14 protein-coding genes are annotated in these 13506 nt (G+C 37.2%); 3 read left to right on the top strand and 11 right to left on the bottom strand.

All coding sequences use genetic code 11. The features are described from left to right. Window position 1 precedes the first annotated feature (1 nt). The 3 genes from ACH3O9_RS09705 to ACH3O9_RS09695 all read left to right on the top strand — a co-directional run bounded on the left by ACH3O9_RS09705 (window position 2) and on the right by ACH3O9_RS09695 (window position 3308). Window positions 2-202 carry a dodecin family protein gene (locus ACH3O9_RS09705; protein WP_416439849.1) on the top strand — a complete coding sequence of 67 codons (201 nt, stop codon included), beginning with the start codon at window positions 2-4 and terminating at the stop codon, window positions 200-202. Between the two features lie 160 nt (window positions 203-362). Next, window positions 363-2402, top strand: a complete 2040-nt coding sequence (locus tag ACH3O9_RS09700; RefSeq protein ID WP_416439847.1) for a thioredoxin domain-containing protein — start codon at window positions 363-365, stop codon at window positions 2400-2402. 69 nt (window positions 2403-2471) lie between these two features. Next, window positions 2472-3308, top strand: coding sequence for a mechanosensitive ion channel family protein (locus ACH3O9_RS09695; RefSeq protein WP_416439845.1), 837 nt, complete (start codon window positions 2472-2474; stop codon window positions 3306-3308). A gap of 8 nt (window positions 3309-3316) precedes the next feature. On the opposite strand, the gene tsaB is transcribed toward ACH3O9_RS09695, so the two are convergent. The 11 genes from tsaB to ACH3O9_RS09640 all read right to left on the bottom strand — a co-directional run bounded on the left by tsaB (window position 3317) and on the right by ACH3O9_RS09640 (window position 13501). After that, on the bottom strand, window positions 3317-3991 hold the full coding sequence (gene tsaB / locus ACH3O9_RS09690; RefSeq protein WP_416439843.1) for a tRNA (adenosine(37)-N6)-threonylcarbamoyltransferase complex dimerization subunit type 1 TsaB: 675 nt from the start codon (window positions 3989-3991) through the stop codon (window positions 3317-3319). 6 nt (window positions 3992-3997) lie between these two features. Further along, on the bottom strand, window positions 3998-5278 hold the full coding sequence (locus tag ACH3O9_RS09685) for an efflux RND transporter periplasmic adaptor subunit (protein ID WP_416439841.1): 1281 nt from the start codon (window positions 5276-5278) through the stop codon (window positions 3998-4000). Between the two features lie 3 nt (window positions 5279-5281). Beyond that, window positions 5282-6718 (bottom strand): TolC family protein, encoded by a 1437-nt coding sequence (locus ACH3O9_RS09680; protein WP_416439839.1) that lies wholly within the window; start codon window positions 6716-6718, stop codon window positions 5282-5284. Between the two features lie 60 nt (window positions 6719-6778). Beyond that, window positions 6779-7939, bottom strand: a complete 1161-nt coding sequence (locus ACH3O9_RS09675; protein ID WP_416439837.1) for an efflux RND transporter periplasmic adaptor subunit — start codon at window positions 7937-7939, stop codon at window positions 6779-6781. A gap of 33 nt (window positions 7940-7972) precedes the next feature. After that, entirely contained in the window at window positions 7973-9232 is a 1260-nt protein-coding gene (locus ACH3O9_RS09670) for an ABC transporter permease (protein WP_416439834.1), read from the bottom strand. Window positions 9233-9240: 8 nt separating this feature from the next. Beyond that, window positions 9241-10485 carry an ABC transporter permease gene (locus ACH3O9_RS09665; RefSeq protein WP_416439832.1) on the bottom strand — a complete coding sequence of 415 codons (1245 nt, stop codon included), beginning with the start codon at window positions 10483-10485 and terminating at the stop codon, window positions 9241-9243. Continuing rightward, a complete protein-coding gene (locus tag ACH3O9_RS09660; protein ID WP_416439830.1) occupies window positions 10478-11179 on the bottom strand; it encodes an ABC transporter ATP-binding protein in 702 nt (233 codons plus the stop codon). The genes ACH3O9_RS09665 and ACH3O9_RS09660 overlap by 8 nt, the downstream gene beginning before the upstream one ends. A 122-nt stretch (window positions 11180-11301) precedes the next feature. Next, the gene (locus ACH3O9_RS09655) at window positions 11302-11532 is read right to left on the bottom strand and encodes a hypothetical protein (protein ID WP_416439828.1); all 231 of its coding nucleotides are present in this window, start codon (window positions 11530-11532) and stop codon (window positions 11302-11304) included. An 8-nt stretch (window positions 11533-11540) separates the two neighbouring features. Continuing rightward, window positions 11541-12116, bottom strand: a complete 576-nt coding sequence (locus ACH3O9_RS09650) for a DUF420 domain-containing protein (protein WP_416439826.1) — start codon at window positions 12114-12116, stop codon at window positions 11541-11543. Continuing rightward, entirely contained in the window at window positions 12109-12867 is a 759-nt protein-coding gene (locus ACH3O9_RS09645) for an SCO family protein (RefSeq protein ID WP_416439824.1), read from the bottom strand. The genes ACH3O9_RS09650 and ACH3O9_RS09645 overlap by 8 nt, the downstream gene beginning before the upstream one ends. A gap of 1 nt (window position 12868) precedes the next feature. After that, entirely contained in the window at window positions 12869-13501 is a 633-nt protein-coding gene (locus tag ACH3O9_RS09640; protein ID WP_416439822.1) for a hypothetical protein, read from the bottom strand. Between the last annotated feature and the right edge of the window lie 5 nt (window positions 13502-13506).

Genomic DNA, 13506 nt, shown 5'->3' with positions numbered 1-13506 from the left:
AATGGCAGTATTAAAGGTTATTGAAGTTCTGGCCAGCTCAAATAAAAGTTGGGAACAGGCCACAGCAAATGGAGTAAAAGAAGCATCAAAAACGCTTAAGAATATTCGATCTGTGTATGTAAACGAGCAAAGCGCTGTAGTAACAGGCGATACGGTAACAGAATTCCGGGTGAATCTTAAAATTACTTTTGAAATCAAGTAAATTCACAAAACCTAATATAATGTCCCGTTATCATTTTTTGGTAACGGGATATTTTTTATTTGTAAATTAATCTATGCATACATTTCGCCCTCTTATTTTTTGCTTGTTCGCTCTTGTAGTGTTGATTACAATTTCATGTGATACTAAATCTAATAACAAAATGGACCACGCATATACAAATGAACTTATAAATGAAACTAGCCCCTATTTACTTCAACATGCACATAATCCTGTAAACTGGCAGCCGTGGAGTGATGATGCGCTTAAACAAGCCAAAGAAGAAAATAAGCTTCTGATTGTAAGCATAGGCTACAGCTCTTGCCATTGGTGCCACGTAATGGAACATGAGAGTTTTGAAGACACGGCAGTAGCAAATGTTATGAACTCAAATTACGTGAGCATTAAGGTTGATCGTGAGGAACGCCCAGATGTTGATAATGTATATATGAATGCGGTTCAACTCATGACTGGCGGCGGTGGCTGGCCACTTAATGTAATTATTTTACCAGATGGGAGACCTGTTTGGGGTGGCACATATTTCCCTAAAGACAACTGGATTGATGCTCTGCAGCAGATTTCGTCGCTTTACAAGGATAACCCAGACAAACTCTACGATTATGCTTCAAAATTAGAACAGGGTCTGCAGCAGATGGATGTTATCGATCTTAAAGAAGGCAAGCCTTCATTTGATAAATCTATCCTCGCAAAAAGCGTAGAAAAGTGGTCTCATAGCTTCGATACTGTACAGGGCGGCTTAAACAGAGCTCCTAAGTTTATGATGCCTAACAATTACGCTTTCTTAATGCGCTACGCCTATCAGGAAGATAATAATGCGCTGTCTAGCTATGTGCATAGAACGCTTGAGCAAATGGCCTTTGGCGGTGTGTACGACCAGATAGGCGGCGGGTTTGCACGATACAGTACAGATACAAAATGGCATATTCCACATTTTGAGAAAATGCTTTATGATAACGGTCAATTGTTAAGCTTGTACAGCGATGCTTACCTTCTTAAAAAAGATCCGCTCTATAAGGATGTGGTATATCAAACTGTAGATTTTGTAAAACGTGAAATGCTAGATGCTTCGGGAGGTTTTTATTCCGCGCTTGACGCAGATAGCAAAAATAAAACTGATTCTCTTGAAGAAGGTGCTTATTATGTTTTTACAAAAGAGGAGCTTAAAAGCGAAATTAAGGATGATCTTGATCTGTTTAGCGCGTATTATAATGTGAATAATTACGGCTATTGGGAGAAAAATAATTATGTTTTGATTCGTCAGGATAGCGATGAAGATTTTGTAGCAGAACATAATCTTGATTCATCAGATTTTTCCAGAAAGAAAAAAGAATGGCAAGAAAAATTGCTAAGCTTTCGCGAAAAGAGACCAGCTCCTAGACTTGATGACAAAATTCTAACAGGTTGGAATGGTCACATGGCAAATGGCCTCGTAGATGCATATCGTGTTTTCAACGAGGATGATTTTCTCGATCTGGCTCTTAAAAATGCCAATTTCATTAGAGATAACCAAATACGACCTGACGGCGGACTAAACCGAAATTATAAAGGAGGAAAAAGTACCATTAACGGATATCTTGAAGATTATGCTTCAACTATACAGGCATTTATTAATTTATTTGAGGTAACAGCAGATAAAAAATGGCTTATTTCGGCTAAAAACCTCACAGAATACACCATAAATCGCTTCTACAACCCAAAAAACGGGATGTTTTATTTCACTTCTGATGAAGATTCTGCTTTGGTCTCGAGAAGCATAGAGTATCTCGACAATGTGATACCGGCGTCTAATTCAATAATGGCAAAGAATCTCTATAAATTAAGCCACCTTACTTTTAATGCCAGCTATACTGAAAAGGCAGCACAAATGCTGCATAATGTGAGTGCAGATATTGAAAGCTACCCATCGAGTTATAGCAATTGGCTAGACTTGATGCTCGATTATACACATCCATTTTATGAAATTGTAATTACCGGGAAAGACGCTGAAGCTAAAAGAGATCAACTCTATGCCAATTTTATACCCAATGCGGTTATTGTTGCAACCACAAAAGAACAAGACGACCTTGACATCTTTGAAGGACGTTGGGATGATGATGACACCTGGATTTATGTTTGCGTGAATAATGCATGTAAACTCCCTGTAAAAACAGTCCCTGAAGCCCTAAAACTGCTGGAAAATTAACTTTAATTAAACAGTTCTTATTTTAACACACAGAATAGAATGCTGAAATTTGCAAACCAAAATATAACTATGGATCCCGAAAAATACACAGAATACGCCGAGCATTTTGTAAGGAAAGTAATAGATTTTCTGCCTAACTTGATTACTGCAATAGTTTTGCTATTTGTAGGATTATGGGTAATCAAATTTATCAATCGTTTTGTACATAAATTTTTTGAAAGGAAAGACTATGAAGTAACTCTTGAAAAATTTATAGCAGATCTTATAAATTGGGCGCTTAAAATTATCCTTTTCGTTTTAGTGATTACACAACTGGGAGTAGAATCTGCCTCACTTGTTGCTGTAATTGGTGCTGCAGGATTAGCGGTAGGTCTTGCATTGCAGGGATCGCTTTCTAATTTTGCTGGCGGTGTTTTAATTCTATTGCTGAAGCCATTTAAAGTAGGTGACTGGATTTCTGCACAAGGCGTAGATGGTGCCGTAAAAGAAATTTCTATTTTCAACACACGCATTATCACTTTTGGAAATCAGGAAGCAGTTATCCCAAACGGAAAACTTTCTAATGACAATATCGTAAATTATACATCTACAGGTATTCGTAGAGAGGCACAAACTTGGGGCATCCATTATGATAGTGATATCAAACTTGCAAAAGATATTCTACTGGGTCTTGTAAACGAGCAGGAAACCGTTCTGGGCGATCCACACCCTGCTCCTATGATCGTGGTAGCAGAACTTGCAGATAGTTCTGTAAATCTATCTTTAAGATATTGGGCTAAAAATGAAGATTTCTGGAATCTTCGCTGGTATATTTTAGAAGAAGGAAAAAGAAGACTTGAGGCAGCCGGTATCGTAATACCATTCCCTCAACGCGATGTACACATTTATAATGAAAGTGAAGATTAAAAAAGATCTTAAACTTTCTTTGGTTTTGTAACCAGGAAATCTTTTAAATAATACGGTTCAAAATAGGCGACATCTTCAAAATCGCCTATTTTGTATTTGTTATAGGCTAAAATTGCCATCTCTCGTGCAGACGGTAGGGCTTCAGATAAGTACAGCGCATTCTCATGCTCTGTTAATTCTTTAAACTTCAAAACGCCATTACCAATAAATGCTGTTTTACCTTTATTAAGATAATATTCAAAAGAATGATTATCGAGAATCTGCGCTTCAGTATCTCTTATTTTTTCAAAATCATTACTAAATACTGCACTATAAACTTCCATTCTACGAGCATCCAGCATTGGGATAATGTAGTCTATAGGAGAAGCAACCTGCATTGCTATAGATTTTAAAGTGTCTATCGCTAAAAGAGGAATCTCGAGAGCATAACACAACCCTTTAGCGCAACTCACACCTATTCGCAGTCCGGTATAAGAACCCGGACCCTTACTAACTGCTATTGCATCCAGATCATTAAAACTAAAATCTGAAGATTCTAAAACCTCTGCAATATACGTGTGTAAGCGCTCAGCATGAGAATAATTGAGCCCCATATCTTCTCTTAAAACGACAACCTCCCCATCCTTAGCAATTGCTACAGAGCAGTTTGTCGTAGTAGTCTCAAGACATAGAATTAGAGCCATTTCTACCTATTTTGAATCTGCCAGACCCGGTCCTTGCTGCTCTTCTACCTTGTCGCCGTCTTTCAGACTTTTAGTAACGGTATTATAAGGGCCAACAATTACTTCTTCACCTTCTTGAAGTCCGGAAGTGATCTCAATATTAGTATCATCCTGTATACCGGTTTCTATAACTCTCAATTTAGCCTCGTCACCCTTCTTCACATAAACACATTCAAATTGCTTGTCACCGGTTACAGCAGACGGCGTTTCTCCCGGTTTACGTGTCGTAGTGGTATCATTCTTTATTACGATCGCACTAATAGGTACACCAAGAACATTAGGTTTGCTATTTGTAATAACATCTACTGTTGCTGTCATTCCCGGTCTAAAAGGAGAATAACTTTCAGGTTTACCTTCGGTAAGGTTACGATAAGATGATTCTAAGATTCTCACTTTAACCTTGAAATTTGTTACCTGATCTGCAGTAAGATTACTTTCTGCCGAGTTAGCAATTTCAGTTACCTGCCCCTTAAACTGAGTTTTTAAATAAGCATCTACCTCAACATTAGTAGAATCACCTATATCTATTTTTACGATGTCATTCTCGTTAACATCAACTTCTACTTCCATGTTACCCAAATCTGCAACACGCATAATCTCTGTCCCGGCCATTTGCGCTGTACCCACAACTCTTTCACCCAGCTCTACACTAAGGCTTGAAATAGTACCTGTGATAGGAGCATAAATAGTAGTACGCTCCAGATTATCTCTGGATTGCTTCACATTAGCTGAAGCGCTTTGTACACTGTAATAAGCAGATTTTACATTAGCCTGAGCGATCTCATAATCTGAAACCGTTTGATCCCAATCTGATTTTGAAATAACACCTTTTTCATAAAGAGGCTTATTTCTATTATAATTTAATTCAGCCATTTTTTGACTTGCCTCTGCCTGAGCCAGACCGGCCTTCACATTTTGTAATGATGCCTGTGATTGCGTAAGAGCAGACTGTATAAGATCTGGATTGATTCTTACAAGCAAATCACCTTTAGTGACCTGTTGCCCTTCTTTAACAGGAAGTTCTATAATCTCACCAGAGACTTCAGAAGATATTTTAACTTCAATTTCAGGCTGTATTTTTCCGGTGGCCGCTACGGTTTCAGTAATATTCATTTTCTGAATTTCCTTAACCTCTACAGATTTAAACTCTCCTGAGTTCCCAAACCAACCGGCTTTCTTACCTCCTATTAAAATAAGGATAAGAATGACAGCAATTGAAACAATAATTATAATAGTTTTTTTACTCATTTTTTAAAATTTAATTTCTGAGATAGGAATACCAAAATACAACTCTACTACTTTTATTCTGAAAATATAATCATATTTCGCTCTGTTAAGCTCAATTTGAGCATTATCATAGCGCTGTTTACCCTGACTTAGGTCAAAGGCATTTGTAAGACCAACATCATATCTGTCATTTGCATATTCATAAGCTAATTCTTGTGCTTCTGCAGCAGATTGTGCAGCCTCATATGTTTTACGAGCGCTTTTTGCATCAAGATATGCCTGATAAACATTAGACTCTAGATCAAGCTTAGCCTGCTCCAGATTAAGTTCTGCTCTTTTTACATTTACCTGACTTCTATTGATCTGATTACGCGTTGCGAAACCATTAAAAAGAGGTACATTTAGCTGAAAACCGTAATTAAGTCCGTCATTCAAATACAATTGCTCAAAGAACGGTAATGGACTACCAATTGTTGAAAGGGTGTTAGGAGCAACAACCACTTCATTTGTAGACTGCACAAAACCTATTTCTCGAGTAGGTTCATCAGGATCAATTACCGGATCAAGAAACTGACCTGCTCCAGATTCACGAGTATCATAGCTTACAAATGCATTTAAAGTAGGCCACGAAGCTCCTCTAGCAATTTCAACATCCTTTTGAGCCAATTCTGCATTCATCTGAGCTATTTTGATTTCATTTCTATTGTCTTTAGCTCCTTCAACAATTTCTGCTGCAGAGCGATTTAGAATATCATCACCCATGATTGCATATTCATCATCAGATATATCAAAATTCTTATAATCTTCAACTCTTAGTAGCTGAGCAAGACTTATTAAAGATATTTCTACCGCATTTTCTGAAGCAACAATGCTCTGTTGCTCACTTGCATCCTGAGCACGTATCTCAAGAAGGTCGCCTTGAGGAAGAACACCACCATCAACAAGTTCTTGAGTTCTTTCAAGTTGCTGCTTTGTAACCTGATTTTGAGTTACAACTACTTCAAGATTTCGCTTATTTAATAAGATCTGCAGAAAGTTGTTTGCTACCAGAAGAGAAATATCATCTGTTATCTTATCTAAACTATATTGGGCAGCAAGCTTTGCCAGTTTAGCGCGCTGAAATTGCTTAAAATTACGTAGACCATCAAAAAGTGTTACGCTGGCAGTAAGGCCTGCAGAAAAGTTTCTGGTTGTCTGGCTTTGAAGCACACCGGTAGTTACGTTTTGGGTTAAACCTGTGTTCCATGAATTTGTAGCAGACCCGTTCACAGAAGGAATTAGATTTCCAAATGCATCTAATTTATCTAAGGCCGCATTTTCTATATCTAATTCACCTTGTTGAACAGTAATATTATTCTCTAATGCATAGGCCACACATTCCTGTAATGTCCATTTTTTTTCTTGCGCATTAAGTATTCCTACTAAAAATAGGGTAATTATTAAGGGAAAAAAATTCTTCATAATCGGATTTCTGGGTGATTAGTATATAAAACGGAAGTTATGTTACACAATCCTTAAAATTTATGAGCGACTAAAATTGGTTGCAGGATTTACAGGATTCCACACTTTAATTTTATCATTGGCATCTAAGCCTTTTTTGATCTCAACATTTATCCCGTCACTTATACCGAGCTCTACATCTTTTCGTTCAAAATCCTGATCCCCTTTCTGAACTTCAACATATGGATTCTGAGTTTTGGAATCAAATTGCACCAAAGCCTCTTTTACAGCTAGAACGCTGTCTGCACGCGCTAATATAATAGACGCGTTAGCACTTAAACCTGCACGTATAAAAGTAGTATCAGATTTATTAAGCGTGCCTTTAATTTCAAATTGAATTGCACCATTCTCACTTACTCCTTTAGGTGCTATATAATCGAGAACAGCATCAAATTTTTTGTTTTCGATAGCACCTACGGTAATTTCTAAAGGGAGATCTTCCTTTATTTTTCCAACTTCGCTCTCATCAACTTTACCCTGAAAGATCATTTCATTAACATCTGCCAGAGATGCAATTGTAGTCCCGTCATTAAAGTTATTTGCCTCAATAACCTGATTCCCCGCTTTTACAGGTACTTCTAAAACCATACCTGTTATTGTTGCTCTAACCGATGTTGTAGCTGCACTACCTAACCCGCTCGTAGTACCTGTTTTAACGATATCATAGTTTTGTTGTGCAGATGATAAACTTAATTGCTGCTGCTTGTAATTTTGAACTGTTTGATTGTATTCACGCTGTACATTATCAAAATCATTGGCAGAAACCACCCCTTTCTCATAAAGAGCCTTTTGCCTTTCATAAATACTTTTTTGATTATCAAGAGCAAGTTTTGCAGTTTCTACAGCAGTTCGTGAACTGGCAATACTATTTTTTGCAGTAGTTAAAGACGATGCATTAGGCACAACTTTTATTTTTGCTATAAGATCGCCGGCTTGTACAAATTCTCCTGCTTCCACAAAAATCTCATCGATTATACCTGAAATATTAGGCTTGATCAATATTTCTTCACGTGGCACAATACTTCCTGTAGCCACGGTCTTTTTAATGATCGTTTCTTTTGTAGGAGTTTCGGTTGTGTAAACCACAGGATCTTCCTGATTCTTCTGATATAAATAATACAGCGCTCCAACAAATGTTATTGCTATAACAGCTAAGATGATAATGGTGACTGATTTCTTCATGGTTATATTGATATTCGTTTTAACTGATTGATTCTATTCTGTACGCAGAGCGTCTACCGGTTTAATTTTAATTGCATTTTGGGCTGGTATGAAACCGGCAAATAATCCTGAAAATATTAAAATAGCTAAAGCTACAAGCACGGTACCGAGATCAACACTGGGGTTTGCAAACATATTTACGGGACCATTAGAGTCCAGATAGCTATTTAGTATATAAATAAGAAATGCGCCAAGCGATATCCCCATCATTCCAGATAAAATTGTAAGCACCATAGATTCCATAAGGATTTGAACTCTTATAGACCATGGGCTTGCACCTAATGCTCTTCTAATTCCTATTTCTTTTGTGCGCTCTTTCACGACAATAAGCATAATATTACTTATCCCAATAATCCCCGATAAAAGCACTAAAATCCCAACAAAATAGGCTACTATTCTCAAGGCAAAAAACAGCCCCTCTACTTTTTGATATTGTTGATACAGATCAAAATCCCCAATCGCACGATCATCATCAGGATGAATGGTGTGATTCTTTTTCACTACAGTGAAAATCTGGTTTTTTAATTCGGTAATAGAACTATTATCATCTGCAGTAATGGCCATCCACCCTACTTTTTCTCCCTGATTAAATGCCTGGGAAAAAGCAGTAAAGGGAACATAAATTTCTTTTTGATCCTCTTCAGCATCTCCTTCACTTGCAACCTTTTTATAGGTTCCTACGACCATGAAGTTCACCCCGTTTATTTTTATGTAAGTTCCGATAGGATCTTCTTCTCGTTCATAAAGCGCAGTTTTCACTCCTTCTCCTATGATCGCTACTTTCCTTTTTTGCTCTATATCTCCATAATTTACAAAGCGCCCACTGGTGATATCCATAGGCTGTTGCTTTATAATTTCAGGATAATCACCGTACACATTAAATGCCCCTGTATTTAAGCCTCGTACCACATTATTTGCTCCACCAAAACCACCTAACTGATTTCTGGGAGATACAAAGCGTAAGTGAGGTACGTTATCTTTTATTGCCCTAACATCATTAAGATCGTAGCGAAATTCTCTCCCTTTAGGAAGGCCTTTATAAGATTTTGAGATACTCTGCGTCCACATGAACATAGTGTTAGTTGCAATGTTCCCAAAATCTTTCTTTATCCCGTTTTCAAGACCTTTCCCAGCAGCAAGCAGAACAACCAGAATAAAAATACCCCAGAGCACACCAAAAGCGGTAAGCAGGGTTCTAAACCAGTTACTATTTAAAGCTTCTATAATTTCACTCCAACGATCTCTGTTAAACATATGATGATTTATTCTTCACGTAATGCTTCTATAGGACTTATACTTGCTGCACGCCAAGCCGGAAAAAATCCTGCTAATGCCCCGGCAAATATTAAAATAAACACTGTTGTAATTGCCACATTAAAATTGACTGAAGGATTTATTATATAATCCATCTCAATATTAGGCCCAATTACTTCAAGAAGTGCCATACTAAGTATCAAACCGGTAAAACCTGCAATAGCAGTCACAAAAATAGATTCATGCAATACCATCCAGATAATAGACCACGGTTGTGCTCCTAAGGCTTTGCGAATGCCTATTTCGCGTGTACGTTCTTTTACAATGATTAGCATGATATTACTTACACCAACCACACCGGCGATTATGGTACAAATACCTACCGTCCAGAAAAAGGCTTTTATAATTGCAATAAGATCATAAAATCGCTTTGCATTCTCTAATGAATTATTAACGTTTATAGCGCTTGTATCTTCAGGAGCAACGAGATGTCTTTCTTTTAAAAATGATTGTATTTCTGAAGAAAACTGAATGGATTGCGCTAATGCCTCCTGAAAGCTACCTTGCGGTTTTAACGTAAAACCTAAATTGCGCACTTTATTACCGGCATTAAAAACGCGCTGTGATGTAGATAAAGGTAAAAATATACGAGCTTCTTCGCGCTCACCCGCAGGGTCTGTATAAACACCAACAACTTTAAAATTGATTCCGGATATCTGAATATACTTGCCTATGGGATCTTCATCTTTAAACAGATCCTGGCTTACCTTGCGACCTATCGAAACAACTTTCTCATAGTTATCCTGATCTGTGTAATCAATAAACCTCCCATTAGTTAAAGAGGCATTTTCAAGAAATTGATAATCGGGATACACACCTTCTATTCTATAACTTCCTGATTCATTTTTGTAAGTTGTAAGACCGCTCCAGATACGGTAAACAGAAGATTTAAATTCCAGATTATCCTGATACTTTTTAATTAAATAATTGTAATCCTCATTAGTCATCTCTATAAAACGACCCGGATTAAGACCTTTGTATTCTACAGAGGTCACACCTGTATAAACGCTTATACGATTAGCCGCATCCTGCTCAAACTCTTTTGAAATACCATTTTGAATACCCTGACCAAAACCAAGAAGAATCACCAGAATAAATATTCCCGATGCAACTGATAAGCCCGTTAAGAAGGTGCGTAATTTGTTCTTCCGGATAGTTTCCAGAATTTCCTGCCAGCGCTCAATATCAAACATGAGACAAAGCTCTTACCTGGTTTACTTTAGTATCGTCTATGATCAAGCCATCTTTAAGATTTACAATACGCTTGGTCATATGTGCTATATCGTCTTCGTGAGTTACGATTAGAATAGTCTTACCTTCATCATTAATACCCTGAATTAAATCCATCACTTCATATGATGTTTTTGTATCAAGCGCACCTGTAGGCTCATCTGCAAGCAAAACTTTAGGATCACTTGCCAAAGCTCTGGCAATAGCAACACGTTGTTTTTGACCACCTGAAAGTTCACTGGGTAAATGCCCAGCCCAATCTGCTAAACCCACCTTTTCAAGATAATGCATAGAGCGCTCATTGCGCTCGTTACGCTTAAAGCCCTGATAATACAACGGCATAGCAACATTATCCATTGCATTTTTGTACCCGATCAAATTGAAGGATTGGAAAATAAAACCAAGAAATTTATTACGGTATTGAGCGGCTATTTTCTCGTTTAAGTTTTTAATAGGCACACCATCAAGAGTGTATGTCCCTGTATCTGCTTCATCAAGCATACCCAAGATATTGAGCAAAGTAGACTTACCAGATCCTGAAGAACCCATTATAGAAACCAATTCCCCTTCTTGTACTGAAAAATTAATTCCCTTCAGAACATGAAGAGAATTTGAACCCATATGGTAGGATTTGTGAAGATCTTTTATGGTTATCATACAACGGGATGGTTTTAGGGAAGCCTGGCTACATCACTCAGTTTCTCAATGAATAGACTAAGTAAACACTTGTTTGTTACAAGTGCAAATGTTAAAATAAGAAAAAATACTTACCTAACGCATTAATTATCTGCCTTGTCTGCCTTTTTTCGACTTTTGTAGATATACCAGATCAGGCCACCCATAAGTAAATAGGGAACCGCCATTAGATAAATAATCCCGTTATTAACACCCTGAGCAATAGAATTATCTGTCTCACTCTCAAGTACAGCCCGGCACATTGCGCATTGCGCTTCAACAGGGGTGGCAGTTAAAAAAAGAACAATTAGAAGTGCGATATACTTTTTCATCATCAATTTCTTTAAGCAGGATAATAAGGAGATATCATAAAATATACCACAACGCCTGTTACCGCAACGTATAACCAAATTGGGAATGTTATTTTGGCAATTTTACGATGTTTATCAAATCGCTTAGATAACGCCCTTACGTATGTAATAAGCACAAAAGGAATTACAACTATTGATAAAAGTATGTGAGATACCAGTATACAATAATAGAAGAAAGCAGAAATGCCTACAGTTGTTTTTTCAGCATCAGACAAAAGCCCGTCATTATTTATATCCCCAAATTTTGTGGAATCTGATGTAGCATGATACAAAACATATAAAACGAGAAATAAAACCGAAAGCACGATTGCGGCCTTCATAAGTTTTTCGTGTAAACGTTGATTTCCCTTACGTATTTGTACAACTGCAGAAATCAGCAACACTGCAGTAATACCGTTAGTTGCTGCGTAGATGGGAGGCAAAAAGCCAAGCCGCTCTACACCAGGTATCCTTACTGTAAACAAAAATGCTACAGCCACAGGAATTACGAGAGATAATACAATTATCCACCGGTTATAATTCTTTTCCTTTAAAGCAACATCACTCATAGCTTGTATTCTTATTTAACAAGAGCTTTATATCGTCTACTAAAATATCAATTTCGGCATTATCCCCATCTTCTACAACAGGCGTATCTCTGGGAATTGAACCTTTGTAATATACTTTAGGATTACCAAAAGGGTCGAGACGCGATCTTATAAAACCGTTTTGATCTACTAACGCAAAGTATCCTGAATGCAAAAGCCCTCCTTCTATATTTGGATTTTCCTGCGCTAAGAGTCCAAATTTTTCATTAGCCAGCGTATATATACTATCGCGACTTCCGGTTAAAAAATTCCAGTTAGACTCATCTACATTATAATGCTCAGCATACTCTTTTAATACTTCTGGTGAATCATTTTCAGGATCTATTGTAATGCTTGCAATACCAAACTTATCATTACCCTCAAATTCCTGCTGAATGGCAACGAGATTTTTATTCATAGGAATGCAAATATCAGGGCAGCGCGTAAAAAAGAATTCTACAATAAAAACTTTGCCTCTGTAGTCTTTATCTGTTATTGTATCATTGTTTTGGTTAACAAACTTAAAAGAAGGAACTCTTCTGTCTTTACCATTTATTTTAATGTAAGCCAAATCACCTGCGTCTGAATCTGACGTTTGTTTTTGAGCGACATTTAGCCTGTCATTTACAACCACCTCATCATTACTTAAACGTTCTATGATTTTAGGAATCACGAGTAACCCGAAAATAAGAACGATCACAGCTATACCTATATAGGTTTTCTTTGCATTCATATTATTTCTTTCTCTCTGCGTTATATTTCTTTAGTGCTAACCTGTACTCTGCCAGAACAATTTTTACATCATCCTTCATTTTATTAGCCAGCTCTGCAACGTCTGTACTATTATATCCATATAAATCTCCTACATCCTCATCGTCATCTCTACCTCTAAGATTTACTTCCTTATCTATAATGAAAATATATGGAGAGCCATGGTCATTTTCGAGCTTGTAGGGCGATTTTAGGCTATTAAAGACCGATTTTATATTGTCTTTTGTTGTAAACACAAACTTCCAGTGCGTCATATCGCTAATCTGCGAAAGCTCATCAACTACATCCTGTAGCTTTTCTTTATCTGTCCCTTCCGGAACCAAATACACAAACTGAAAATCATCAAACTGACTGAAATAAGTATAGATCTTTTGATTAAGATTGAAAAGTGTACCACCTTCTGCAGGTATCTCATCACCCAGAAAACCTAAAACTGTAATGTGATCTTTCAACTCAACATCTGGCGCAAAATCAAGTTCTTTTACGCTGGTGGTTAAAACGGGTAGTTTTGCAAAATTATGTATTCCCGAGGCAAAGAAGAGATAGGCCACTATGGGAAGAATAAATAATACTCCTAGAACTAAATTCTTTTTCATTATAC

Source organism: Leeuwenhoekiella sp. A16, assembly GCF_047946675.1.
GTDB lineage: Bacteria > Bacteroidota > Bacteroidia > Flavobacteriales > Flavobacteriaceae > Leeuwenhoekiella.
This window is presented reverse-complemented; position numbering and strand designations above follow the sequence as displayed.